The sequence below is a fragment of the Arthrobacter sp. FW305-BF8 genome, from assembly GCF_021789315.1.
In the GTDB taxonomy this organism is placed as follows: domain Bacteria; phylum Actinomycetota; class Actinomycetes; order Actinomycetales; family Micrococcaceae; genus Arthrobacter.
In genome coordinates, this window is the sequence record NZ_CP084561.1 from 1,826,527 (window position 1) to 1,848,900 (window position 22,374).

At 66.8% G+C, this 22,374-nt stretch carries 24 protein-coding genes; 18 read left to right on the top strand and 6 right to left on the bottom strand.

What is annotated here, in order from left to right; translation table 11 throughout:
* The first annotated feature begins 11 nt into the window (after nt 1–11).
* From kynA to LFT45_RS08150, 6 genes are all read left to right on the top strand, one after another.
* Nucleotides 12–866: a tryptophan 2,3-dioxygenase gene (gene kynA, locus LFT45_RS08125; RefSeq protein WP_236807863.1), complete on the top strand. Its 855-nt coding sequence runs from the start codon at nt 12–14 to the stop codon at nt 864–866.
* A gap of 5 nt (nt 867–871) precedes the next feature.
* Nucleotides 872–2,146 (top strand): kynureninase, encoded by a 1,275-nt coding sequence (kynU, locus tag LFT45_RS08130; RefSeq protein ID WP_236809143.1) that lies wholly within the window; start codon nt 872–874, stop codon nt 2,144–2,146.
* 192 nt (nt 2,147–2,338) lie between these two features.
* Nucleotides 2,339–2,608 carry a 30S ribosomal protein S15 gene (rpsO, locus tag LFT45_RS08135; protein WP_102970860.1) on the top strand — a complete coding sequence of 90 codons (270 nt, stop codon included), beginning with the start codon at nt 2,339–2,341 and terminating at the stop codon, nt 2,606–2,608.
* A gap of 239 nt (nt 2,609–2,847) precedes the next feature.
* On the top strand, nt 2,848–5,112 hold the full coding sequence (locus LFT45_RS08140) for a polyribonucleotide nucleotidyltransferase (protein WP_236809153.1): 2,265 nt from the start codon (nt 2,848–2,850) through the stop codon (nt 5,110–5,112).
* Nucleotides 5,113–5,309: 197 nt separating this feature from the next.
* Nucleotides 5,310–6,653: a M16 family metallopeptidase gene (locus LFT45_RS08145; RefSeq protein WP_236807864.1), complete on the top strand. Its 1,344-nt coding sequence runs from the start codon at nt 5,310–5,312 to the stop codon at nt 6,651–6,653.
* A gap of 29 nt (nt 6,654–6,682) precedes the next feature.
* A complete protein-coding gene (locus LFT45_RS08150; RefSeq protein WP_236807865.1) occupies nt 6,683–7,162 on the top strand; it encodes a DUF1579 family protein in 480 nt (159 codons plus the stop codon).
* Nucleotides 7,163–7,191: 29 nt separating this feature from the next.
* On the opposite strand, the gene LFT45_RS08155 is transcribed toward LFT45_RS08150, so the two are convergent.
* The 3 genes from LFT45_RS08155 to moaA all read right to left on the bottom strand — a co-directional run bounded on the left by LFT45_RS08155 (nt 7,192) and on the right by moaA (nt 9,235).
* Nucleotides 7,192–7,473, bottom strand: coding sequence for a hypothetical protein (locus tag LFT45_RS08155; protein ID WP_236807866.1), 282 nt, complete (start codon nt 7,471–7,473; stop codon nt 7,192–7,194).
* 316 nt (nt 7,474–7,789) lie between these two features.
* Nucleotides 7,790–8,056, bottom strand: coding sequence for a MoaD/ThiS family protein (locus tag LFT45_RS08160; RefSeq protein WP_236807867.1), 267 nt, complete (start codon nt 8,054–8,056; stop codon nt 7,790–7,792).
* Between the two features lie 3 nt (nt 8,057–8,059).
* Nucleotides 8,060–9,235: a GTP 3',8-cyclase MoaA gene (gene moaA / locus LFT45_RS08165; RefSeq protein ID WP_236807868.1), complete on the bottom strand. Its 1,176-nt coding sequence runs from the start codon at nt 9,233–9,235 to the stop codon at nt 8,060–8,062.
* Between the two features lie 270 nt (nt 9,236–9,505).
* Between moaA and LFT45_RS08170 the strand changes: the two genes are divergently transcribed.
* From LFT45_RS08170 to LFT45_RS08200, 7 genes are all read left to right on the top strand, one after another.
* Nucleotides 9,506–10,924: a molybdopterin-dependent oxidoreductase gene (locus LFT45_RS08170; RefSeq protein ID WP_236809156.1), complete on the top strand. Its 1,419-nt coding sequence runs from the start codon at nt 9,506–9,508 to the stop codon at nt 10,922–10,924.
* Between the two features lie 18 nt (nt 10,925–10,942).
* A complete protein-coding gene (locus LFT45_RS08175; RefSeq protein ID WP_236807869.1) occupies nt 10,943–12,202 on the top strand; it encodes a molybdopterin molybdotransferase MoeA in 1,260 nt (419 codons plus the stop codon).
* Nucleotides 12,190–12,684, top strand: coding sequence for a cyclic pyranopterin monophosphate synthase MoaC (gene moaC, locus LFT45_RS08180; RefSeq protein ID WP_190607009.1), 495 nt, complete (start codon nt 12,190–12,192; stop codon nt 12,682–12,684). Before LFT45_RS08175 ends, moaC begins: the two co-directional genes overlap by 13 nt.
* The gene (locus LFT45_RS08185) at nt 12,681–13,208 is read left to right on the top strand and encodes a MogA/MoaB family molybdenum cofactor biosynthesis protein (protein WP_236807870.1); all 528 of its coding nucleotides are present in this window, start codon (nt 12,681–12,683) and stop codon (nt 13,206–13,208) included. The genes moaC and LFT45_RS08185 overlap by 4 nt, the downstream gene beginning before the upstream one ends.
* On the top strand, nt 13,198–13,665 hold the full coding sequence (locus LFT45_RS08190) for a molybdenum cofactor biosynthesis protein MoaE (RefSeq protein WP_236807871.1): 468 nt from the start codon (nt 13,198–13,200) through the stop codon (nt 13,663–13,665). Before LFT45_RS08185 ends, LFT45_RS08190 begins: the two co-directional genes overlap by 11 nt.
* A gap of 118 nt (nt 13,666–13,783) precedes the next feature.
* The gene (gene dapB, locus LFT45_RS08195) at nt 13,784–14,542 is read left to right on the top strand and encodes a 4-hydroxy-tetrahydrodipicolinate reductase (protein ID WP_236807872.1); all 759 of its coding nucleotides are present in this window, start codon (nt 13,784–13,786) and stop codon (nt 14,540–14,542) included.
* Nucleotides 14,543–14,546: 4 nt separating this feature from the next.
* Nucleotides 14,547–15,035 (top strand): hypothetical protein, encoded by a 489-nt coding sequence (locus LFT45_RS08200; protein ID WP_236807873.1) that lies wholly within the window; start codon nt 14,547–14,549, stop codon nt 15,033–15,035.
* A gap of 29 nt (nt 15,036–15,064) precedes the next feature.
* Here the strand turns inward: LFT45_RS08200 and LFT45_RS08205 are convergent, their stop codons facing one another.
* Both LFT45_RS08205 and LFT45_RS08210 read right to left on the bottom strand, forming a co-directional pair.
* Nucleotides 15,065–16,300, bottom strand: a complete 1,236-nt coding sequence (locus LFT45_RS08205) for a heparan-alpha-glucosaminide N-acetyltransferase domain-containing protein (protein WP_236807874.1) — start codon at nt 16,298–16,300, stop codon at nt 15,065–15,067.
* Between the two features lie 115 nt (nt 16,301–16,415).
* The gene (locus LFT45_RS08210; protein WP_236809158.1) at nt 16,416–16,511 is read right to left on the bottom strand and encodes a hypothetical protein; all 96 of its coding nucleotides are present in this window, start codon (nt 16,509–16,511) and stop codon (nt 16,416–16,418) included.
* A 266-nt stretch (nt 16,512–16,777) separates the two neighbouring features.
* On the opposite strand from LFT45_RS08210, the gene LFT45_RS08215 reads away from it, so the two are divergent.
* A complete protein-coding gene (locus tag LFT45_RS08215; RefSeq protein ID WP_236809161.1) occupies nt 16,778–16,945 on the top strand; it encodes a PLD nuclease N-terminal domain-containing protein in 168 nt (55 codons plus the stop codon).
* Here LFT45_RS08215 and LFT45_RS08220 read toward each other — a convergent pair.
* A complete protein-coding gene (locus LFT45_RS08220) occupies nt 16,934–18,268 on the bottom strand; it encodes a hypothetical protein (protein ID WP_236807875.1) in 1,335 nt (444 codons plus the stop codon). The two genes, LFT45_RS08215 and LFT45_RS08220, sit on opposite strands and share 12 nt — an antisense overlap.
* A gap of 120 nt (nt 18,269–18,388) precedes the next feature.
* Between LFT45_RS08220 and LFT45_RS08225 the strand changes: the two genes are divergently transcribed.
* From LFT45_RS08225 to LFT45_RS08240, 4 genes are all read left to right on the top strand, one after another.
* A complete protein-coding gene (locus LFT45_RS08225; RefSeq protein ID WP_236807876.1) occupies nt 18,389–18,823 on the top strand; it encodes a hypothetical protein in 435 nt (144 codons plus the stop codon).
* A 9-nt stretch (nt 18,824–18,832) separates the two neighbouring features.
* Nucleotides 18,833–19,627, top strand: coding sequence for a carbon-nitrogen hydrolase family protein (locus LFT45_RS08230; protein WP_236807877.1), 795 nt, complete (start codon nt 18,833–18,835; stop codon nt 19,625–19,627).
* Between the two features lie 97 nt (nt 19,628–19,724).
* A complete protein-coding gene (gene dapA, locus LFT45_RS08235) occupies nt 19,725–20,633 on the top strand; it encodes a 4-hydroxy-tetrahydrodipicolinate synthase (protein ID WP_236807878.1) in 909 nt (302 codons plus the stop codon).
* Nucleotides 20,634–20,675: 42 nt separating this feature from the next.
* Entirely contained in the window at nt 20,676–22,367 is a 1,692-nt protein-coding gene (locus LFT45_RS08240) for a ribonuclease J (protein WP_236807879.1), read from the top strand.
* Nucleotides 22,368–22,374: the final 7 nt, after the last annotated feature.

Below are 22,374 nucleotides of genomic sequence, written 5' to 3' on the forward strand. Positions count from 1 at the left end.
AAGGCGACGCTGTGACCGTAGAGAAGAACACCAGGAAACTGGACAAGGGCATTGTCCGCGATTTCAGTTCCCGCATGAGTTACGCGTCCTACCTTCAGCTGCCCACGCTGCTCAGCGCCCAGCAGCCCGTCAGCGTCCCGGAACACCATGACGAATTGCTCTTCATCATCCAGCACCAGACCACGGAGCTGTGGCTGAAGCTGGTGCTCCACGAGCTTCGCAGTGCCGCCCAGTGGCTGCGTTCCGATGATCTCGGTTCGGCACTGAAGGGCATCGCGCGGGTCAAGCACATCCAGAAGACCCTCACTGAACAGTGGTCCGTCCTGGCCACGCTGACACCCACCGAGTATGCGGAATTCCGCGGGTTCCTGGGCAATTCTTCGGGCTTCCAGTCCAGCCAGTACCGTGCCGTGGAGTTCGTGCTGGGCAACAAGAACAGGAAGATGCTTCCCGTCTTCGAATCCGATCCCGAAGCCCACGCCCTGTTGACCCAAGTCCTGCACGCGCCAAGCATCTACGACGAATTCCTCGCCTACCTGGACCGCCAGGGCTTCGATGTTCCCGCGGAGGTGCTCAACAGGGATGTGACCCGGGCGCACGAGTTTGAGCCGGGGCTGGTGCCTCTCTTCAAGCACATCTACGAGAACGCCGCGCAGAACTGGGGAGCGTACGAGGCCTGTGAGGAACTCGTTGACCTGGAGGACAACTTCCAGCTGTGGCGGTTCCGCCACCTGCGCACCGTACAGCGCACAATCGGCATGAAGACAGGCACCGGCGGCTCCACGGGAGCGGCGTTCCTGCAAAAGGCCCTTGAGCTGACGTTCTTCCCGGAGCTGTTCGCCGTGCGTACGGAGATCGGACAGTGACCGCCCTGGATGGAGCCGGAGACCCGACCGCCCAAGCGGGCGAGGCCCTGCCAGCACACGAGGCCCTGTTTCAAAGGGCCGCGCGCCTCGACGCCGAAGACCGCCTGGCCCGGTACCGGGACCTGTTCGTCGGCGCGGACACTGAGCTGTCCTACCTCGACGGCAACTCACTGGGACGCCCGCTCAAGCGGACCGCGGGCGACATTGCCAGTTTCATCGAGAAGGGCTGGGGCGGGCGCCTGATCAGGGGCTGGGACGAGGAATGGCTGGACATGCCCCAGACCATCGGCGACCAGCTGGGGCGGGCGGTGCTGGGCGCCGCCGCGGGCCAGACCATCATCGCCGACTCCACCACCGTGGTGTTGTACAAGCTGATCCGGGCAGCCCTGGCCGCCGTCGGGGATCCGGCGCGGACAGAGATTGTGGTGGACACGGACAACTTTCCCACCGACCGGTACCTCGTCGAAGGCATCGCCAAGGAGGAGGGGCTGACGCTGCGATGGATCGAGGCGGATCCCGCCTCCGGTGTCCACCTGGACCAGGTGCGGGAGGCTGTGGGGCCGGCCACCGCCGTCGTCCTCCTCAGCCATGTGGCCTACCGTTCCGGTTACCTGGCGGACCTGCCGGCCATCACGGAGGCAGTGCACGACGCCGGCGGGCTGGTGGTCTGGGACCTGTGCCATTCCGCCGGGTCGGTGGAGCTGCAGCTGGACGCCTGGAACGTTGACTTTGCCGCGGGCTGCACCTACAAGTACCTGAACGGCGGGCCGGGCTCGCCCGCCTTCGCCTACGTCAACGACCGGCACCTGCCCGGACTCGCCCAGCCGATCTGGGGATGGATGGGCCGGAAGGATGCGTTCGAGATGGGGCCCGGCTACGAACCGGCCGCCGGTATCCGCGGTTTCCTGAGCGGCACGCCGGCCATCTTCGGAATGATCGCCATGCGCGGCACCCTCGATCTGATCGAAGAGGCCGGCATGGCCGCCATCCGCGAGAAGTCGCGGCAGCTGACCGCCTACGCCCTGGAACTGCACGATGCCTGGCTCGTGCCGGCCGGCGTGAGGCTTGCCACGCCGCGGGATGCCGACCGCCGCGGAGGCCACATCACCGTTGACCATCCCGCCTTCCGCGAGGTGACGGCGGCGCTGTGGGAGAAGGATGTCATCCCCGACTTCCGGGCCCCGCAGGGCATCAGGATCGGACTTTCGCCGCTGAGTACCGGCTTTGCCGAACTCCACCGCGGCATGGCAGCCATCCGGGACCTGCTTCCCGAGGCCTGAACCGCCACCCCGGACAGCACTGTTGCCGTTTCGACAAGATTGCAACACGGCCGGTAAACTAAGCGGTGGATCCGGCTGCAGTCCGTGGTTGCTGGATCCTGCTGTGTGCGGAGACTTCTTCGGAAGTCGGCGCCGGCACCCCCGGCAGTGAATTACTGACTCGGGCCTCACGGCACATCTCTAGGAGTTATTGTGGCACTTGACGCCGCCGTAAAGCAGTCCATCATCAAGGATTTCGCAACGTCCGAGGGCGACACCGGTTCGCCGGAGGTCCAGATTGCGGTCCTGACTCAGCGGATCAAGGATCTGACTGAGCACATGAAGGAGCACAAGCACGACTTCCACACCCAGCGCGGTCTGCTGGCCATGGTTGGTCGCCGCAAGCGCATGCTGACTTACCTGAAGAACACCGACATCGCCCGCTACCGTTCGCTCATCGAGCGTCTCGGCCTGCGCCGCTAGTCTGGTTTGGAGGCGGCCCTTTCCTGCCGGAACGGGCCGCCTCGTCAGTACATAAAAACTAAACAGGAGGATCAACCGCATCACGCATTCGCGGTCCTCGGTAGTGATCCCCGGGAAGCTTCGCTGACTGAAGCCGGCCCGTGGGTCTCGATCGATGACCGGGTGCAGGGCCAGTAGACAGATGCTGGCTGGGTTGATGCGGCTGGACTTCCGTTAAACAAGAAACGGAGGTGACTCTCTTGGAGGGTCCCGAAATCCAGTTCTCAGAAGCAGTCATTGACAATGGCCGCTTTGGCAAGCGTGTAATCCGCTTCGAAACCGGCCGCCTTGCCAAGCAGGCAGCCGGCGCAGCCATGGTGTACATCGACGAGGACACCGCGCTTCTTTCCGCCACCACCGCCGGCAAGCACCCGCGTGAAGGCTTCGACTTCTTCCCCCTGACGGTGGACGTCGAAGAGCGCATGTACGCCGCCGGCCGCATCCCGGGCTCGTTCTTCCGCCGCGAAGGCCGTCCGTCCACGGAAGCCATCCTGGCCTGCCGCCTGATGGACCGCCCGCTGCGCCCCGCGTTCGTCAAGGGCCTGCGCAACGAGGTCCAGATCGTCGTCACCGTCCTGGCGATCAACCCGGACGAGCTCTACGACGTCGTGGCCATCAACGCCTCCTCGATGTCCACCCAGCTCTCCGGCCTGCCGTTCTCCGGCCCGATCGGCGGCGTCCGCGTTGCCCTCGTCGCCGACGAGCAGGGTTCGCAGTGGGTTGCCTTCCCGAAGCACTCCCAGCTCGAGAACTCCGTGTTCAACATGGTCGTCGCCGGCCGCGTTGCCGGTGACGACGTCGCCATCATGATGGTCGAGGCCGAAGCCACGGACAACTCCTGGAGCCTCATCAAGGAACAGGGCGCCACCGCCCCCACCGAAGAGGTTGTTTCCGAGGGCCTGGAGGCTGCCAAGCCGTTCATCAAGGCACTCTGCGAAGCCCAGCAGGACCTGGCCGCCCGCGCCGCCAAGCCCACCGTCGAGTTCCCCGTCTTCCTGGACTACCAGGACGACGTGTACTCCGCCGTCGAGGCTGCTGCCGCGGAGAAGCTCACCGCTGTCTTCCAGATCGCCGACAAGCAGGACCGCGACAACGCCGCGGACGAGCTGAAGGACGAGGTTGTTGGCTCCCTGGCCGGGCAGTTCGAAGGCCGGGAGAAGGAGCTGTCCGCAGCGTTCCGCTCTGTGACCAAGCACGTGGTCCGCCAGCGCATCCTCAAGGACCAGATCCGCATCGACGGCCGCGGCCTGACGGACATCCGCCAGCTCACCGCTGAGGTCGAGGTCCTGCCCCGCGTTCACGGCTCCGCCATCTTCGAACGTGGCGAAACCCAGATCATGGGTGTCACCACGCTGAACATGCTCAAGATGGAACAGCAGATCGACTCGCTGTCGCCGGTAACGCGCAAGCGCTACATGCACAACTACAACTTCCCGCCGTACTCCACCGGTGAGACCGGCCGCGTCGGTTCCCCGAAGCGCCGCGAAATCGGCCACGGTGCCCTGGCCGAGCGCGCGCTCGTGCCGGTGCTGCCGTCCCGCGAGGAGTTCCCGTACGCCATCCGCCAGGTGTCCGAGGCCCTCGGCTCCAACGGCTCCACCTCCATGGGCTCGGTCTGCGCCTCGACGCTGTCCATGCTTAACGCCGGTGTCCCGCTGAAGGCTGCCGTTGCCGGCATCGCCATGGGCCTGGTTTCCGACCAGGTGGACGGCCAGACCCGCTACGCCGCGCTGACGGACATCCTCGGCGCCGAAGATGCCTTCGGCGACATGGACTTCAAGGTTGCCGGTACGTCTGAATTCGTCACCGCCATCCAGCTCGACACCAAGCTCGACGGCATCCCGGCGTCCGTGCTGGCAGCAGCACTGAAGCAGGCCCGCGAGGCCCGCCTCCACATCCTCGAGGTCATCAACGCCGCGATCGACACCCCGGACGAGCTCTCCGAGTTCGCTCCGCGCGTCATCGCCGTGAAGATCCCCGTGGACAAGATCGGCGAGGTCATCGGCCCCAAGGGCAAGATGATCAACCAGATCCAGGAGGACACCGGCGCCGACATCTCCATCGAGGACGACGGCACCGTCTACATCGGCGCCACCAACGGCCCGTCGGCAGATGCCGCCCGCTCCGCGATCAACGCCATCGCCAACCCGCAGGTCCCGGAAATCGGTGAGCGCTACCTGGGTACGGTCGTCAAGACCACCACCTTCGGCGCCTTCGTATCCCTGACCCCGGGCAAGGACGGTCTGCTGCACATCTCCGAGCTGCGCAAGATCGCCGGCGGCAAGCGCGTGGACAACGTCGAGGACGTCGTCTCCGTGGGCCAGAAGATCCAGGTCGAGATCACCAAGATCGATGACCGCGGAAAGCTGTCCCTGTCTCCGGTAGTGGCTGAAGAGGAAGGCGCCGGCGACGCCGACCGCGTTCACGCTTCCGCTCCGGCAGAAGGCTCGGACGCTTCCGAGTAGTTCCAGGCTCCGGCAGCTGCGTGCAGCCGGAACCGATTAGGCGGGGCCGTTGGTTGTACCACCGGCCCCGCCGCATTTAACCACCCCTCTCAACACCGCTCTGCGGCGGCAAATAAGCCCACGTCAGGGCCACGCCGACGGCGTGGCCCGCTGGTACGATTGCAGGCAGATTTGGCTCCGCTTCCCGAAAGGCCTTGATGACTGTCGTACCCCTGCCGCTGGAGCAGAACCACCCCGGCGACACCCTGATCCATGGAGCCGACGGCGGTTCGGAAGTCCGCCGTTCGGTCCTTCCCGGCGGGGTGCGTGTCCTGACTGAGGCGATGCCGGGGCAGCGTTCAGCCACCATCGGGTTCTGGGTGGGGGTGGGGTCCCGGGACGAGGCTCCCGGGCAGCACGGCTCGACTCACTTCCTGGAGCATCTGCTGTTCAAGGGCACCAAGAGGCGTACTGCCCTGGAGATCGCGTCCGCCTTTGACGAGGTGGGCGGTGAATCCAACGCTGCCACTGCGAAGGAAAGCACCTGCTACTTCGCCCGCGTGCTGGATACGGACCTGCCGATGGCCATCGACGTCATCGCCGACATGATCACCGGCGCCGTGCTGGACCCTGCGGAGATGGAGCAGGAGCGGGACGTCATCCTCGAAGAGATCGCCATGGACAGCGACGACCCCACGGACGTCGCCCATGAACACTTCGTCGCCGCCGTCCTCGGCACCCACCCGCTCGGGCGCCCGATCGGTGGGACCCCGGACGCCATCCGTGCCGTGGCCCGCGACTCCGTCTGGGACCACTACCGCCGTTACTACCGCCCGGATGAACTGGTGATCACCGCCGCGGGCGGCTTGGAGCACGACGTCGTCTGCCGGCTTGTGGTGGATGCCCTCCACTCAGCAGGGTGGCCACTTGAGTCCGGGGCGGCTCCCGTGGAGCGCCGCTCCACCGAGCGCGCAGAGATCACCGGCACCGCCGGGCTGCACGTGGTCACCCGGCCGGTGGAACAGGCCAACATCATCATGGGCTGCCCCACCATCGTGGCCACCGATGAGCGCCGCTACGTCATGAGCGTGCTGAACGCGGTGCTTGGCGGCGGTATGTCATCAAGGCTGTTCCAGGAGATCCGCGAAAAGCGCGGGCTGGTGTACTCCACGTACTCCTTCGCCTCGTCCTACGCCGACGCCGGCTACTTCGGCATGTACGCCGGCTGCACGCCCACCAAGGTCCGCCAGGTCCTTGAACTGCTCGGCGCCGAACTCGACAGTCTTGCGGCTGGCGGCATCTCCGACGAGGAGCTCCGCAAGGCGGTCGGGCAGCTCTGCGGCGGGATCGTCCTGGCCCTGGAGGACACCGGCTCCCGCATGTCGCGGCTGGGCCGCGCCGAGCTGGTCTCCGGTGAATACCAGGACATCGACGAGACCCTGCGGCTCATCAAAGCCGTGACCGCGGAACAGGTCCAGGAGCTGGCCAGTGAGCTGGCTGCGGCCCCCCGGACCGTGACGGTGGTCGGCCCCTTCGACGAATCGGAAACCTTCGGGCTTTGATCCACGGAAGTTCCGGCGTAGGAGGAATGATGGACCAGCCGCCACCGGGCACAGCGCCCCAGCCAAGTACAGCGCACGAGGCACTGGAGATCTTCGTCGGGCGCTGGCTGGGAACCACCGAGCTGGCTGCCTCGCCGTGGGGTCCGGCTCGCACCGCCGAAGCGGAGGTGACGTTCACCCGCGGCGCCGGAGGGTTCGCCGTCGTCCAGTCCTACCGCCATACCGAAGCCGACGGCACGCACTTTGAGGGCCACGGGGTCTTCACGGTGGATCCCGACCACGACGAAACGCTCTGGTATTACGTCGACAGCATGGGCCGGCCCCCGTCAGCCCCGGCCCGGGGCGTCTGGCACGACTCGACCCTCACGGTGGAGCGGCACAGCGACCGCGGCACCGCCCGCCACACTTTCCGGGTGGACCAGGGCGTGCTGACCCACACGGCTGAACTGCGGCTGGGGGAGACCCAGGACTTCCAGCCGTTCATGACCTCGATCTGTCACCGCGCCTGAATCAGCGCCGCGGTATATGTCCGCGGCGGTCAGCCCACCAGCTCGATGACCCGGGTCTGCGGGGAACCGGACAGGGCGGGAGCGACATCGGGGGAGTTCCACACAGTTTCCCGCAGCTTGGTCAGGAACGCCTCGGCCTGCTCGCGGCGCTCGAAGTCCAGTTCCACCACGATGTATCTGTCGTCCCCAACGGGACGGCCGATCCGGTGGGCCACGACGCCGGAACCAGCCCGGTCTGCGGGGTCACGGTCAAAGACAGCCTTCCACGTTGCGAAGTCCTTGACGGCGTGTTCAATCTGCAGGGCGAACATTCCAGATCTCCTTTGGCTGGCCCCGGCTTCATTCCGGCCGGTCCATCCCGGCGCGGTGAATGGCGAGGTACAGCCATGGTAGGCCGCGGCATCCCGTCCCACCACCCACCGCGAAGCCCGGTGCCAGGCCGCACGCTCTATCAGTTCCTGCCGGCTTTTCCCCGACGCGTCCTCACGTCATGTCGGTTTCTTCTGGACGCTTCCTCACATCTTGTCGACACGTGAGGAAGCGCTGTTCAAGAGGCGGCGAAACGTGAAAAAGCGTTGGTCTAGAGGCGGCGAAACGTGAAGGAGCGTTGTGGGCGATCCAGGTGGGTTAGCCGCCGGCGAAGGGCGGGAGGACGTCCACCACGTCGCCAGCTGCCAGGACGGTGGTCCGGTCCCGGACGGCGACCTCGTTCAGCAGGAAGCTGCTGCGGGCCAGGATCCTGTCCAGCGGCGGTGTCCCGGCCGGAGGTTCCGGACGGTCGACGTCGAGCACTGCGGCCAGGAGGGACTCCACCGTGGATCCGGCGGGAAGTTCGAAGCGCTCTTCATCCATGCCTGCCGCGGCGCGTGCGGCAGCGAAGTATCGTACGTTCAAGGATTAGCCTCCGATGGCGCTCATGCTGCGGTCCGGCTGGACGAAGTCCGGAGCGTCGAGTCCCACGTGGTCCATGCCGTGGGCTTTGGGCTTCAGCCACATGGCATCCTGCCAGCGTTCGGCGAGCTGCTCGTCGCTGGCCCCCTGCCTCAGCAGGCCGAGCAGGTCGAATTCCTCGCGGGAGAAGAGGCAGCTCATGATCTTGCCTTCGGCCGTGATCCGGGTCCGCCGGCAGTCAGAACAGAAAGGCTCGGTGACCGAGGCGATGATTCCCACGGTTCCCAGCACGGGGGCGTGTGAGTCAGCGGAACTGCCTGGTGCACCGGAACCGGCAGTCCGGCGTCGTACTTCAAAGCGTTCCGCGGGTGCACCGTCGCGGGCGCGCGGATCCGGGCTCAGCACGAACTCCTCGGAGAGGAGTTCGCGGATCTCGGCCGCGGTGATCATGTTCCGGCGGGTCCAGCCGTGGTCGGCGTCCAGCGGCATCTGCTCGATGAAGCGCAGTTCGTAGCCGCGCTCCAGCGCCCAGCCGAGGAGGGACGGCGATTCGGTGTCGTTGATGCCCCGCATCAGCACGGCGTTGAGCTTCACGGGACCGAGGCCGGCGGCCCAGGCGGCGTCCACCCCGGCGAGGACCCGGTCCAGGAACGGACGCCGTGTCAGTTTGGTGAAAGTTTCCTCGTGCAGGGAGTCAAGGGAGACGTTGATGCGCGTCAGCCCGGCAGCCTTAAGGGCTGCAGCCTTCCGGTCCAGGCCCACGCCGTTCGTCGTCATGGAAATGGGGAGCTCGGGGTGTGCCTGGCGCAGGGCTCCAATGATGCCGACGAGGTCGGCCCGGACCAGGGGTTCGCCGCCGGTCAGGCGCAGCTCGCGCACGCCAAGCAGGTTCACGCCGATGCCAACGATCCGCACGATTTCCTCGCCGGTCATGACCGCCTGCTTCGAGAGCCACTCCAGCCCCTCGGCCGGCATGCAGTAGGTACAGCGCAGGTTGCACTTGTCCGTCAGCGAAAGCCGCATATCGGTCGCCCTGCGGCCGTAGCGGTCCGCGAGGCCGGCGGGAGCGTCAGCCGGGCGGCGGTCGGGGACCCCGGCCGGGCGCGCAGCGGGAAGGGGCTGCGAACCCGAATCGGGTGCGCCACCTTCGCGGAGCTGCGGTATGCCAAGCTGAACACTCATGACTTCAGGCTACGCCACGATGGGGCGCCGATCACATTCGGCCCGTCCCGTGACCGGCGGCTGCGGTTGCGGCCCCGGAGGCAATGCGGCCGCCGGGCTGGCGGCGGTGCCGGAATGCGCTGCTGAACCTATGCTGGAAGGGTGAACGGGTCCCAGGAGCCAGGCCGGCACCGGCGCCGGTGGGCTGCGGCCGCAGGCGTGGTGGCAGCCGGCACCGGACTCGTCGCGAGCGAACTCATCGCCGGCTTCGTCAGTCCTTCACTTTCCACGATGACCGCCCTGGGCGGCGCCGTCATCGACGCTGTTCCGCCGGGCGTCAAGGACTGGGCCGTTTCCCTCTTCGGTACAGCGGACAAGCTGGCGTTGCTGGCCGGAATGGCGCTGGGTATCGCAGTCTTCGCTGCCGCGGCAGGTGTCCTCGAGCTACGCCGGCGCTTCGCGGGTGCGGCCGTCTTTGCAGTCTTCGGCGTCGTGGGCCTGGCCGCAGTCCTGACCCGTGCCCAGGTGACCGCCGCCGCCGTCGTGCTGCCGCTGCTTGCGGCCGGGATCGGGATTGCGGTGCTGCTGAAGCTGGTCAGGCGCCTGGCTGCCGCGGGTAGCGGGGAGGCCGGCCCGGGACCGGCCCGTCGGGGTTTCTTCCAGTTGCTGGGAGGCACCGCCGCCGGTGTGCTGGTGGGCGGCGCCGTCGTCACCGTCTGGCGCGGCGGGGCGGCCGGCGTCAACGAGGTCCGGCGGACCCTGCGGCTGCCCGTGCCGCAGTCCCCGGCGCCGCCCATCCCGGCCGGCGCTGACATCGGGCTCGCGGGAGTCGGCCCACTGGTTACGCCCAATCCCGACTTCTACCGGATTGACACTGCGCTGTCCGTTCCCGTTCTTGATTCCCGCGAGTGGAGGCTCAAGGTCACCGGGCTGGTGGAACGGGAGGTTGAGCTCACCTTCGAGGACCTGATGTCGAAGCCCCTGATCGAACGGCACGTGACCATAGCCTGCGTGTCCAACGAGGTGGGCGGCAACCTGATCGGCAACGCACGCTGGTTGGGCTGGCCGGTGCGGGAACTGCTGGCGATGGCCGGTCCCAAGCCGGACGCGGACATGGTCCTGTCGCGCAGCGCGGACGGCTTTACGGCCAGCACTCCGCTTGAGGTGCTCACCGACCGCCGTGCTGCACTGCTGGCCGTGGGCATGAACGGCGAACCGCTCCCGCTTGAACACGGCTTCCCCGTGCGGATGATCGTCCCCGGGTTGTACGGATACGTGTCCGCGACCAAGTGGCTCACCCACCTGAAGGTCACCAGGTTTGCCGACGACGTGGCCTACTGGACGCCGCGCGGCTGGTCGGAGCGCGGCCCCATCAAGATCTCGTCAAGGGTGGATGTGCCCCGGAACGGAGCCTCGGTACCGGCCGGAAACGTGGCGTTTGGCGGCGTGGCCTGGGCGCAGCACACCGGAATCGGCAAGGTCGAGCTGCGCGTGGACCGGGGGAGCTGGCAGCCGGCCCGGCTCGCCCCGGGCATCTCGGTGGACACCTGGTACCAGTGGCAGCTCGGCCTTGACCTGCAGCCCGGGCAGCACGAGGTTCAGGTCCGGGCCACGGACCTGTTGGGCACGGAACAGGCTGAGGAACGCCGTTCCGTGGCACCCGACGGTGCCACAGGCTTCCACACCATTAGAGTGGACGTGAAAACGTAGCCCACCAAAGGCCGGACCATGCACAGCCTGCACGAACACAGCACTCACGAGCTCGGCCAATACACCCACGGCGCGCACAAGAGCGTGGCGGACCATCGGCGCGCGGTCAGGGAGCTCCTCGGTCCGCTGCTGTCCCAGGAGCGGACCGAAAGGCTTCCGCTGGTCCAGGCCTTGGGCCGCGGGCTGGCGGAGGACGTCACTGCTCCGCTGAGCCTGCCCCCGTTTCCGAACTCCCAGATGGACGGCTTTGCCATCCGCTCCGCGGACGTGCCCGACGGCGGGGCGAACCTGCGCGTGGCCGCTCCGGTTCCGGCAGGCGCGAAACCCGCGCCGCTGCAGCCGGGCAGCGCTGTTCCAATCATGACCGGTGCCATGGTGCCCGCCGGGGCAGACGCCGTCGTACCCATTGAACAGGCGGTCCCGTCCATCTTTCCGCCCGAGGGCGAAGAGGCTGGGGTGAGACTGCCGGCCACGGTTGCCGGGACGTACATCCGGGCCGCCGGAAGCGACATCGAGGCTGGCCAGCAGGCCCTGGCCGCCGGAACCTGCCTCGGCCCGGCTCAGCTGGGTCTGCTCGCGGCCCTGGGGTTGCCGGAGGTCCTGGTCCACAAGCAGCTTTCGGTCCTGCTGGTAACCACCGGCGACGAAGTGGTGGAACCCGGGGAACTGCTCGGTGACGGCAAGATCTACGACGCCAACGGCACCCTCCTGGAATCCGCGCTGCGGCAGGCGGGACTTGCCGTGACCCGGGCGGGCATTTCCGCCGACAGCCCGGATGGCCTGCGTACGCTGCTGCGCACCCACACGTCCGCGGTGGACCTGATTGTCACCACCGGGGGAGTCAGCAAGGGGGCCTACGAAGTGGTGCGGCAGGCCATGGACGGCCAGGACGTCGCGTTCCAGCACGTGGCCATGCAGCCCGGCGGCCCGCAGGGATTGGGAACGTTCGACGGCGTCCCCCTCCTTGCTTTTCCGGGGAACCCCGTCAGCTGCCTCGTCTCCTTTGAGATGTTTCTCCGGCCGGTGCTGGGCGAACTGTTTGGCGCGCCCGCGCCCAGGCCTGCCGTCCGGGCGCGGCTGGCCCAGCCGCTGACGTCCCCGGCCGGCAAGCACCAGGTCCGGCGCGGGTCCCTGCAGGCTGACGGCACCGTCCGGCTGCAGGGCGGCGAAAGCTCGCATCTGGTGCAGGCGCTGGCCCACTCCAACGCCTTGGTCCACGTGCCCGCAGGCACTGCCGCTCTCGACGAGGGCGCCGAAGTGGAAGTATGGATGTTGTGACTGCAGAAAATGACCACGGCGCCCTGACCCACTTGCGCCGTGACGGCACGGCCCAGATGGTGGACGTCTCAGAAAAACCGGAAACCACCCGCGAGGCCACGGCCACGGCCACGGTCCGCAGCACCGCCGAGGTCCTCGCGCTGCTGGGCACCGGCGGCCTGCCCAAAGGCGACGCCCTGGCCGTGGCCCGGGTCGCCGGAATCATGGCGGCCAAGAAAACTCCTGAACTGATCCCGCTGTGCCACCCGCTCCCGATTTCAAAGGTGACTGTCGACTTTGAACTCGGACCGGAGACCGTGGACATCCTGGCCACGGTCAAGACCCGGGGCGTGACCGGCGTCGAAATGGAGGCTCTGACTGCGGCCTCCGTGGCGGCGCTGAGCGTCTACGACATGATCAAGGCCGTGGACAAGCACGCTGTCCTCACGGACATCAAGGTCCTGGCCAAGAGCGGCGGCAAGAGCGGGGACTGGGCCCTGTGAGCACTCCCGACTCTAAAACCGCGGCACCTCACGTCCACGGCGAGGTCCAGGGCCGCAAGGCCGGCGTGGTGATTGCGTCAACGCGTGCTGCCTCCGGCGTCTACCAGGACGAGACCGGCCCGGTCATCACTGACTGGCTCACCGAACACGGTTTCGTGCCGTATCCGGTGATGGTGGTGCCCGACGGTGAACCGGTGGGCGCCGCGATCCGCGCGCTCCTGACCCAGGAGCCCGCCGTCGTCATCACCAGCGGCGGCACCGGCCTGAGCCCGGACGACCGCACGCCGGAAATGACGCTGCCGCTGCTGGACCGCGAAATCCCTGGCATCATGGAGGGCATCCGCCAGGCCGGAACGGCCAAGACGCCGCACGCCATGCTCAGCCGCGGACATGCCGGCGCGGCCGGCAGGACTTTCATCATCAACCTGCCCGGATCACCCAAGGGGGTCATGGACGGTCTCTCCGTCCTGGACCCGGTGATCGGGCACCTGTGCGACCAGTTGGAGGGCGGACATGGCCACTGAGGCATCGTTCGAAGTAGTAACCGCGGTGCTCAGCGCCGAACCCATCTCCGTGGACCAGGCCATCGCGGCCGTGGAGTCCGAGACCGCCGGAGCTGTAGTCAGCTTCAGCGGCGTGGTCCGGAACCACGACGGCGGGAAGCCGGTTGACCGGCTCAGCTACAGCGCCCATCCGACGGCCCGGAAGGTGCTGGACGACCTCGTGGCGCAGCTGGTGGCCGAACAGGCCGAAGCGGCTGGACCTGGCACAGCTCCGCCGGTCCGGATCTGGGTCGCGCACCGGGTGGGCCCGCTGGAAATTGGCGACCCTGCCCTCGTCTGCGCCGTTGCGGCCGCCCACCGCGGGCAGGCCTTCGCCGTGTGCTCGGAGCTGGTGGACCGGGTCAAGGCGCAGGTGCCGATCTGGAAGGAACAGTTCTTCAGCGACGGCACCGTCGAATGGGTCGGGGCAGGGGAATAAAGGCCGGCAACGGCGGGGAATAGAGACCGGCAGCGTCGGGGAAAACGCCGTCCGCGCGTGAGGTAACGCATGCGCCCCGGTTCAGTCCGGCCGCTGCCCGAACGGTAGTGTTGAAGCCATGACCCAACAACTTCCTGTCGCCGTTCTGGGCGCAAACGGGCGCATGGGCGCCGAGGCCGTGAAAGCTGTGGAGACCGCCCCGGACATGGTGCTCGTGGCCGCGCTGGGACGCGGCGACTCCCTCGATTCCCTGCTCGACGCCGGTGCCCGGTACGTCGTCGATCTCACCGTTCCGGAAAGCACCGAGGAGAACGTCCGCTTCGCCGTCGAGAACGGCATGCACGCCGTGGTGGGCACCACGGGCTGGGACCTGGCCAGGCTGGAGTCGCTGGAGACCCTGCTGGCCGGCCACCCGGAAGTCGGCGTGCTCATAGCACCCAACTTCGCCCTCGGCTCGGTGCTCACGTCGGCGTTTGCCGCCAAGGCATCGAAGTACTTCGAATCCGTGGAGATCATCGAACTCCACCACCCGGACAAGGTGGATGCGCCCTCCGGTACTGCCGTTCGCACTGCCCAGCTGGTGGCAGCGGAACGCGAGGCGGCCGGTGTCGGCCCCAGCCCGGACGCCACTACAACTGAACTGGCCGGAGCCCGGGGCTGCGAGGTGGACGGCGTGCGCGTCCACAGCGTCCGGCTCCGCGGGCTCGTGGCCCATCAGGAAGTCCTCCTCGGCGGGCCGGGGGAGCAGCTGACGCTCCGTCATGATTCATTCGACCGGGCCTCGTTCATGCCCGGGGTCCTCCTGGGTGTCCGCAACGTTGCCGCCCACCCGGGACTCACCGTCGGACTGGACGGCTACCTGGATCTGGGGCTGTAACGCAGTGAAACCGTTTCTTGGCAGGCTGAAGACCAACCGCACCAAGATCTGGGTGGGCGCGGTGACGCTCCTGCTGGTCTTCTACCTGGTGGTGTCCCTGCAGCGCTCGGTCCTGCTGCTGACCGATCCCGAGCCCGTGGCCAAGGCCATCGGCGCGGCGTACCTCGTGCTGCCGGTGATCGGCGCCTGGGCCCTGATCCGGGAACTCCTCTTCGGCGCCAGGACCGAGCAGATGGCGCGGGTGCTTGAGGCCGAAGGCGGCCTGCCGGAGGACAACCTGCCCCGCACGCCGGCCGGCCGGATCATCCGGGCTGCGGCGGACCAGGAGTTCGAGAAATACCGCGCGGAAGCCGAGGCGGCCCCGGGCGACTGGCGGTCCTGGTTCAGGCTCAGCTGTGCCTATGACGCATCGGGTGACCGGAAGCGCGCACGTTCCTCCATGCGGGATGCCGTGCGGCTGTTCCGTGCCTCCGGCGACGCCGTGGCGCGCTAGCCGGGCAGCCGCCCCAGCGAGAGTCAGGTTTAGCGGATCCTTGCCGGCTGGTGGCGGCCCACCTGGTTGGCGGCGTGTCCGAGCCATTCCAGCGGACCGCGCCATTTCAGGATCGCGAAAGCCATCCCGATCAGCACGGCCAGCGCCGCGTGGGCAAAGTACATCCCGTCCTCGGTCCAGCCCACAGGCAATGGCTTGAGGTGGAACGACGCCACCACGCACACATGGGCCGTGTACAGCGTCAGCGTCATGGCACCCGGTCCGCGCAGCGGAAGCAGCAGGTCCAGTGCCAGCCACTGGCCGAGTCTGCCCACCAGAAGGCAAAGGCCGACGACGGCGGCCGCCACGCCGCTGGTATGCAGCAGGTCCAGCGTGGTTCCGGAGTGGGGCGCACTGCTGGCCAGCCACCACCAGGATCCCTCCTGGCGGACGCCGGCCAGATTGACCTGCAGGAGGCTGTCCAGCGGATAGTTGGGGTCAGTGAGGATATCCTGCAGGGCGGCGCGGCCGCCCCACGGCCCCATTGCCGCCGTCCCCAGGACCTTGGAGAATGCCGCTACGGCAGTGCCGCCGAGCAGCATCAACACGGGAACTATCGCCGTGGTCAGCGCGAGCCTGCCAATGATGAGACCCACCAGCAGATATGAGATCCACTGGAACACTGGGTAGTACCCCGTCAGGAACAGGTCGCCAAGCAGCTGGCCCGGAGTGGTGAGGTGCTCCCACCCCGGGTTGTGGCTGAGCTGCAGCGGCGGATCCGCTGCCATGAGCCACGGCCGCAGCAGGAAGGCAATCACCGGGGACAGCAGGATCCAGCCCGCTGCCCAGGCGCACAGGGCCTTCAGTCGCAGCCCGATGAACGGCAGGACGCACAGGAACAGCGCGGCGTAATGCACCAGGATTACCGCCACGTTGACGTCAAGTCCGCCGAGCGCGAGCCCGACGACGGCAATCACCAGGGCGCGCATCGCGATGCCGCGCCGTGCGGCGGTCAGTGCCGGGCCGTCAAGAGGCTGTTGCTTGCCGGTGGACAGGGCGAGGCCGATTCCCGCGAGCACGGCAAACAGTGCGGCGGCACGGCCGGAAAATGTCAGGCCCACCCAAGTCGGGGTCAGGGCGGCGTTCGGCTCGAAGGTCGGGAGCAGGTGGGTGGCCATCATGCCCAGGAGGGCCAGGCCGCGGGCAGCGTCGATACCGGCCAGCCTGACGCCTGTTGCGGGCCCCTTCGCTGTTTTGGAAGATGCAGCCGTGCTCCGCGAGGTCATGATGTGATCGTCTCACATCCGCATAGCTGCACTGTTTTTCATGAACCGGGGCCGGTCGAGTAATGAAGCAAAACCACGCCGTTGCCGAACGGCCTCGTCCCTTCGAGCCTGAGGCTCAACCGGAGGCCGGGATCTTCGAACAGAGGCCGGCCTGCCCCAGAACCACAGGACGGACGAGAATCCGGAACTCGTCGATCAGGCCCAGCCGCATAAAGGCGGAAGCCAAGTTGGCGCCGCTAAGGGCGAGGTCGCCGCCGGCGGGCCGGCGTCGTTCTTTCCAGTGAAGCAGTACTTCGCCAAAAGTGGGAGGTTTCCTGTGCTGAGCAGGACCGCTGGCAGTAGGGTTTCTTTATCCGCAAGCTGGTCGGTCTTTGGGGGACGAAGATGATGGCATCCATTGCAGCCGGGACGGCAGAACCGTTAGTGCCGCCCTTTGGAATCCTGGGGTTCCTCCTGACTGTGAACGTTGTGCTGTTCATGGCTGCACTGGTCAGCATCGCTCGGAACAGGAATCACACCTCCGGCGGCAAGGTGGTTTGGGCGTTGCTCGTTCTTGCGGTTCCAGTGCTTGGACCGTTGGCGTGGTTTCTGATTGGCCGCAGGGCGCCGTCTGCAGGAAAAATCCCTTTGCGGCTAGAGCAATAGGGCCGGCGGCCTGGCCGCGTCGTCCTCGGTTGCTTCGAACCATGCCCGGTCGTGGCGATACCGGAATGCGAACCCGTTGTATCCGGCAGGCCGGAGGTCAATCGCGTCGAGCACGCCCGCTGCCGGGCGCTCGGCTTTGTCCCAGCCGGGAACGACGACGCCGGGCGCAGCTTCCCGTGCAAGTCCAATCTCGGGGAAGCTCGCGTCGACGTATCCGGCGCGTGCCGTGAGGGGTACCCCCGTGTAGGTGCGGCCGGCAAATCCGTACAGCAGCAGCCGGTTCTCGTCCGGCCCCGACCTTTCCGGCAGATCGGACTGCTCATCCCAGAGCCAGGATTCCGCTGCCATCGCCGCAAACTGCGCCGCAGACAGGTCATTAATCCTGTCTATTCCGTGGAGCGGGCAGTAGGCCGAAGCGTGCACGCCCTCCTCCTCCACGAGGCGGTCGTCGGCATCCGGAAAGGACCGGCGGAATTCGAACAGGCAGATGCATCCACTGGACTTGGCATCCTTTGCGGGTACGAGCCCGGACGCGTCATCGACGAAAGGCCATGACGGCGCCAGGCCCGCCCCGGCCGGAACCTCCCAAACGAGGCGCTTTCCGACCCGGCTCATCGCGAACAGCCGCCAACCCTGACTCACCACCGTGGCGATGGCCATGATGCTGAGTGCGGCCGCCGCTGCAGCAAAAGCGCTTGCGGAGGATTCCCTGGCCATTTCCTCATAGGTTCGACCGAGCTCAGTGGGAAGCGCCGCGAAAGCAACTGCCCAACCTGCGCTGGCCGTGATAACAAAAACGAGGGCCTGGATGAGGCCGCGGCGAAGCGCACGCTTGCTGGCTTTCAAGGCATTGGCGCCCACTGCGACCGTGCGTCCCGTGATTGACGACTGCGCCAGCGTTCGGACGGCGCGCAGTTCACGCCAAGAGCGGGAGGCCACAGCCAGGGCCAGCGCGGCCCCCGCCGCAGAGCCGAGCCACCACACCGGGCCCGACGCATACCCGTCCAAGGTGTGGGGCACGGCTGCGAAGCCGAGGACCAACGGTGCTGCCACGACGGCATACCGTCCCAGCATCCAGCCAAGGACACAGAAACCTGAGGCGAGAAGAATGCTCGCGATGCCCATCATGTCGATGAAGCGGAAGGCTCCGTACCAGGAGGGGTCACCGAAGGATTCCCAACCACGATCGGCGATGAAGGCTGCGGCTGTCCCGAATAGGCCAGTGAGCCAACCGAGGAACCTCAGCCGCCGGGAAGGAATCCGCTCCGGGAGTGAGGCCCAGGCCCGCGTTTCCGGGCGAACGATGGCACAGCTGAGTGTCACAATCACTCCTTCCCGCAGCCTGACTATCGTTGATCATTCCACGGCCAATCACAGCGGGTAGCATGATCGCGGGTTTCCGCGAGCCTTGTATTCGAATATATATTCGAATAGGATTTCGGCATGAAGAAGTCATCAGGGCGCCCGGCGGGCCGCCAGCTGGAAGGGCGCGAGCTTGGGGGACGCCGGCTCAACAGTGATCCCATCAAGGCTCCAGCGCCTAGGGTCGACCCGCTCAAACCTGATCCGCGCAAGCGTGATCCACGCAACGGTGATCCGCTGAAGGCAATGAGTCCCGGCGTGGTCGACTTCCTTTTCCGGCAGCTCGTGGCGGGGGAGCCTGCCGAGGACGTCCAGTGGGGCCGGGAAGGTGTTGCTCTCTTGGACCAGGCGCCAGGGGCGGAGCTGGCACGCCGGCTGTCCGAAACGGACGTCGATGCGCTGACGCCCACCGAGCTGTTCCACTACGTCCGCGCCGCGCAGCGGCTCACCCTTTGGGCTGAGTCGTTGCGGGAGACGGCCGTGGAGCGATACTGCTCAGGGGCGGACCCTGCCTAGGATGGGCTCGTGACCGCACTGCTGAGCGCACCGCTGACCGTATCCGCCATTCAGTACGAGGCCCTGGGCGGTGGCATTGATGCCAATGTGCCGGAGCATGTGCGCCTCATCGAGGACGCCGACTCGCACGGCGCCCGGCTGGTGGTGTTCCCCGAGCTCTCGCTTACGGGGTACGACCTGCCGCTGCTTCGCAGCGGAGATCGGTTTGACGGCGCAGTTCAGTTTCATGACGGGGAACAGTGGGTGGCGCCCGCTGACCACCGTTTGGACCCCATCCGGGAGATCTGCCGCAGAACCGGGATCACTGCCGTCGTTGGTGCACCCTTCCGGGAGCCGGACGGCACGCCGCGGCTCGCCTCCCTGGCCGTCCATCCGAACGGCGCAGAAGAGGCCAGCTTCAAGACGCACCTTCACGGCGACGAACTGCCCCTTTTTGAAGCAGGGCAGGAACCGCTCCTGCTGGACGTGGACGGCTGGAAGGTTGCACTGGCCATCTGCTTTGATGCTGCCCATCCCGCGCACTCCGGCGCTGCTGCCGCCGCGGGAGCTGACGTGTATGCCGTCTCGGCGCTTTACACACAGGAGGAAGGCCACCGGCTGGGGTTGCATCTCGGGGCGCGGGCCATGGACAACCGCATGTATGGCATCCTTGCCAACCTGGGTGGCCCAACGCCGCTGGGTCCGTCCTGCGGTCTGAGCGGTTTCTGGGGACCGGACGGGCTGCCGATGCAGCAGGCGGGCGGGACCGGAACGGAAGTGGTCACAGCTGTGCTGCGGCGGGGTTCCCTGGAGAGGTACCGGTAGCCGGCGTGGTACCGCGGCCACCTGCGCGCCGGAATTTGACGATCATCACGCGGTGGCCATTGTCCTAACCTGCACGTGACAGGGTAACGTTTTTCCCATGGCTGACACTTCCGCGAACCTTCCTGCCCTGGGCACCCTCCTGACCGCCATGGTCACCCCGTTCACGACGGACGGCAAGGTCGATTACCAGCAGGCAGCGGAACTGGCCAGCAAGCTCGTTGACGACGGCTGCGACGGCCTGGTTGTCACCGGAACCACCGGCGAGACGTCCACCCTCACCGACGAGGAAAACCTCGGTATGTTCCGCGCCGTGATGGAAGCCGTTGGCGGGCGTGCCGCCGTTATCGCCGGCACCGGAACCAACGACACCGCCCACTCGGTGCACCTGTCCCAGGAAGCCGCCAAGCTCGGCGTCGACGGCCTGCTGATCGTCACGCCCTACTACAACAAGCCCAGCCAGGCCGGCGTCCGGGCGCACTTTGAGACGGTCGCATCCGCCACCGACCTGCCCGTCATGCTGTATGACATCCCCGGACGGTCCTCCATCGAAATCGCGCCGGACACCATGATCCGCCTCGCGCAGCACCCGAACATCGTTGCCGTCAAGGACGCCAAGGCCGACTTCGCCGCGGCAACCCGCGTCCTGGCCGAGACCGATCTTGCCTTCTACTCCGGCGACGACGGCCTGACCCTGCAGTGGATGGCCCTGGGAGCCGTGGGCCTCGTGGGTGTCACCACCCACGTTGCCACCCGCCGCTTCCGCGAGCTCATTGACGCGGTCAACGCGAGCGACCTCGGCACGGCCCGCAAGATCAACTTCGAGCTTGAGCCGGTGGTGCGCGCCACGATGACCCGCGTCCAGGGCGCCGTTGCAGCCAAGCAAATTCTTAAATGGCAGGGAGTCCTGCCCAACTCGATTGTCCGCTTGCCCCTCGTGGAGCCGGACGAAGCCGAGATCGAAACCATCCGCGAGGACTTGGCGAAAGGAGGGCTGGTCTTTTCCTGACGGACTGAGACCGGCACTCTTCCGTCTGGAAAGAAGTGCATTATGACCCAAGTAGCCCTCCCCGGCCTCGTTACGCCTCCCCGCCTTCCCCAGGGCACCCTGCGGATTGTTCCGCTGGGCGGGCTCGGTGAAATCGGCCGGAACATGGCTGTGTTCGAAATCGACGGCAAGTTGCTGGTCGTCGACTGCGGCGTCCTCTTCCCCGAGGAAACCCAGCCCGGCGTTGACCTGATCCTGCCCGATTTCTCCTACATCGAGGACCGGATCGACGACATCGTGGCTGTTGTCCTTACGCACGGCCACGAGGACCACATCGGAGCCGTTCCGTACCTGCTGCGGCTCCGCAACGACATTCCGCTGGTTGGATCGCAGCTGACCCTGGCGCTGATTGAAGCCAAGCTCCAGGAGCACCGGATCAGGCCTTACACGCTGTCCGTCACCGAGGGACAGGTGGAGCAGTTTGGCCCCTTCCAGTGCGAGTTTGTTGCGGTCAACCACTCCATCCCGGACGCCCTGGCGGTCTTCATCCGCACAGCCGGCGGCACGGTGCTGCACACGGGCGACTTCAAGATGGACCAGCTGCCCCTCGACGGCCGCATCACCGATCTCCGGCACTTCGCCAAGCTGGGTGAAGAAGGCGTGGACCTGTTCATGTCCGACTCCACCAACGCCGACGTCCCGGGTTTCACCACCGCGGAGAAGGAGATCGGCCCTACCCTGGACCGGCTCTTCGGTCAGGCCACCAAGCGCATCATCGTGGCGTCGTTCTCATCACACGTGCACAGGGTGCAGCAGGTCCTGGACGCTGCGGCCAAGCACGGCCGCAACGTCGCTTTCGTGGGACGTTCCATGGTGCGGAACATGGCCATCGCCGCCAAACTTGGCTACCTGCACGTGCCGGACGGCATCCTGGTGGACCTGAAGAACATCGACTCACTGCCCGACAACCGGGTGGTGCTGATGTCCACCGGGTCCCAGGGCGAGCCCATGGCCGCACTGTCACGCATGGCCAACGGTGACCACCGCGTGGTGGTGGGCCAGGGCGACACCGTCATCCTGGCCTCCAGCCTCATTCCCGGCAACGAGAACGCCGTCTTCCGCATCATCAACGGCCTGCTGAAGCTCGGCGCCGACGTGATCCACAAGGGCAACGCCAAGGTCCACGTGTCCGGCCACGCTGCGGCAGGGGAGCTCCTCTACTGCTACAACATCCTCGAGCCACTTAACGCCATGCCGGTGCACGGTGAGACGCGGCACCTGATCGCCAACGGCAAGATCGCGGAGGAGTCCGGCGTTCCGACGGCCAGCATCCTGCTGGCAGACAACGGCACGGTGATTGACCTGCGGGACCACCAGGCCGACATCGTGGGCCAGGTCGAGGTCGGCTTCGTGTACGTGGACGGCTCCAGCGTCGGCGAAATCACGGATGCAGACCTCAAGGACCGCCGCGTCCTGGGCGATGAAGGCTTCATCTCCATCATCACGGTCATCAACAGGGCCACCGGCAAGGTCGTCTCCGGGCCGGAGATCCACGCCCGCGGCGTCGCCGAGGACGACTCGGTCTTCGACGACATCATTCCCAAGATCAACGCCGCACTGGAGGAGGCCGTGCTCAGCAACGCTGACCACACCAACCACCAGATGCAACAGATCGTCCGCCGGGTGGTCGGCACGTGGGTCAACCGCAAGCTGCGTCGGCGCCCCATGATCATCCCGGTGGTCCTGGAGGCCTAACCGCCGG

What these genes read in the sequence shown, in the direction of transcription:
- LFT45_RS08145 (WP_236807864.1), top strand. Translation starts at nt 5,310, where the DNA reads ATGACTGTCGTACCCCTGCCGCTGGAGCAGAACCACCCCGGCGACACC.
- LFT45_RS08150 (WP_236807865.1), top strand. Translation starts at nt 6,683, where the DNA reads ATGGACCAGCCGCCACCGGGCACAGCGCCCCAGCCAAGTACAGCGCAC.
- LFT45_RS08155 (WP_236807866.1), bottom strand. Translation starts at nt 7,473, where the DNA reads ATGTTCGCCCTGCAGATTGAACACGCCGTCAAGGACTTCGCAACGTGG.
- moaA (WP_236807868.1), bottom strand. Translation starts at nt 9,235, where the DNA reads ATGAGTGTTCAGCTTGGCATACCGCAGCTCCGCGAAGGTGGCGCACCC.
- LFT45_RS08170 (WP_236809156.1), top strand. Translation starts at nt 9,506, where the DNA reads ATGACCGCCCTGGGCGGCGCCGTCATCGACGCTGTTCCGCCGGGCGTC.
- LFT45_RS08175 (WP_236807869.1), top strand. Translation starts at nt 10,943, where the DNA reads ATGCACAGCCTGCACGAACACAGCACTCACGAGCTCGGCCAATACACC.
- moaC (WP_190607009.1), top strand. Translation starts at nt 12,190, where the DNA reads ATGGATGTTGTGACTGCAGAAAATGACCACGGCGCCCTGACCCACTTG.
- LFT45_RS08190 (WP_236807871.1), top strand. Translation starts at nt 13,198, where the DNA reads ATGGCCACTGAGGCATCGTTCGAAGTAGTAACCGCGGTGCTCAGCGCC.
- dapB (WP_236807872.1), top strand. Translation starts at nt 13,784, where the DNA reads ATGACCCAACAACTTCCTGTCGCCGTTCTGGGCGCAAACGGGCGCATG.
- LFT45_RS08205 (WP_236807874.1), bottom strand. Translation starts at nt 16,300, where the DNA reads ATGACCTCGCGGAGCACGGCTGCATCTTCCAAAACAGCGAAGGGGCCC.
- LFT45_RS08210 (WP_236809158.1), bottom strand. Translation starts at nt 16,511, where the DNA reads ATGCGGCTGGGCCTGATCGACGAGTTCCGGATTCTCGTCCGTCCTGTG.
- LFT45_RS08215 (WP_236809161.1), top strand. Translation starts at nt 16,778, where the DNA reads ATGGCTGCACTGGTCAGCATCGCTCGGAACAGGAATCACACCTCCGGC.
- LFT45_RS08225 (WP_236807876.1), top strand. Translation starts at nt 18,389, where the DNA reads ATGAAGAAGTCATCAGGGCGCCCGGCGGGCCGCCAGCTGGAAGGGCGC.
- dapA (WP_236807878.1), top strand. Translation starts at nt 19,725, where the DNA reads ATGGCTGACACTTCCGCGAACCTTCCTGCCCTGGGCACCCTCCTGACC.
- LFT45_RS08240 (WP_236807879.1), top strand. Translation starts at nt 20,676, where the DNA reads ATGACCCAAGTAGCCCTCCCCGGCCTCGTTACGCCTCCCCGCCTTCCC.